Here is a 1,042-nt window from a genome sequence, read left to right on the forward strand (position 1 = left end):
TACGAAAGCCGCGAAGTAGCTATCGAAACTGCACCTCGCATCGAAGGTGGTCAACACCTAAACGTGAACGTTCTTAAACGTGAAACGCTAGAAGATGCAGTTGCTCACCCAGAAAAATACCCACAGCTAACAATCCGTGTTTCTGGTTACGCAGTACGCTGCAACTCGCTAACGCCAGAACAACAACGTGATGTTATCGCTCGTACATTTACTGAGACTCTATAATAGAGTACGCTCAGGTAAGGTTTAAAAACGGCGCTCAATGAGCGCCGTTTTTTTATGTTCGATTTCTGCCCGAGACCAGCCCTATAAAAACAAAAAGGCGGAGACAATGCCCCACCTTTTATCGCATATTCAGTTTTGGTTACTGAACGCGGCGTAATACTGTTTTTAGTGCATCAAAATCCGCGTCAAGATCTTCAGACAACAGCTCCATCGCAGCATGTTTAGCTAGTGGTGCAGGCAATTCGATATCCGTTTGAAGAATATCATCTACAACCTCTTTGAACTTCGCTGGGTGCGCAGTACACAAGAACAGACCCGTTTCACCTTCTTGCAGTTGCTCTTCCAATACGCGGTAAGCAATCGCACCGTGTGGCTCACATAGGTAGCCTAATGCGTACAAGTCTTTTACTGATTGTGCGCTTTGCTCATCAGAAACTGCGCCTTTACCTAGTGTCTCTAGGCCCCACTCTTTCACACGGCATAGCTCTTCGATACGCGGCCAGTTGTTCGGTTGGCTTACGTCCATCGCATTTGAAGTGGTTGCAACCGTTGGTTTTGGCTCCCATTTACCCGTTTCGAGGTAACGAGGCACCGTGTCATTCGCGTTGGTAGCAGCAATAAAACGTTTGATAGGTAAACCTAGCGCTTTTGCTAATAGACCTGCTGTTAGGTTACCAAAGTTACCGCTTGGTACAGAAACCACGAGGTTTTCACGCTCTTGCTTACTCATTTGCGCCGCAGCTTCAAAGTAGTAACAGATTTGCGCCATCAAACGGCTGATGTTGATTGAGTTTGCAGAGTTCAGACCGATCTCTTC

At 46.8% G+C, this 1,042-nt stretch carries 2 protein-coding genes; one reads left to right on the forward strand and one right to left on the reverse strand.

The annotated features are described in order from the left end of the window. A partial coding sequence (locus tag R7Q47_RS26505; protein ID WP_318090292.1) for an autonomous glycyl radical cofactor GrcA occupies positions 1-225 on the forward strand: 225 nt, incomplete at its 5' end. Positions 226-364: 139 nt separating this feature from the next. On the opposite strand, the gene thrC is transcribed toward R7Q47_RS26505, so the two are convergent. Continuing rightward, positions 365-1,042, reverse strand: a 678-nt coding sequence (gene thrC, locus R7Q47_RS26510; RefSeq protein WP_318090293.1) for a threonine synthase, incomplete at its 5' end; no start/stop codon positions are given.

It is taken from the genome of Vibrio sp. Vb0349 (assembly GCF_033338975.1).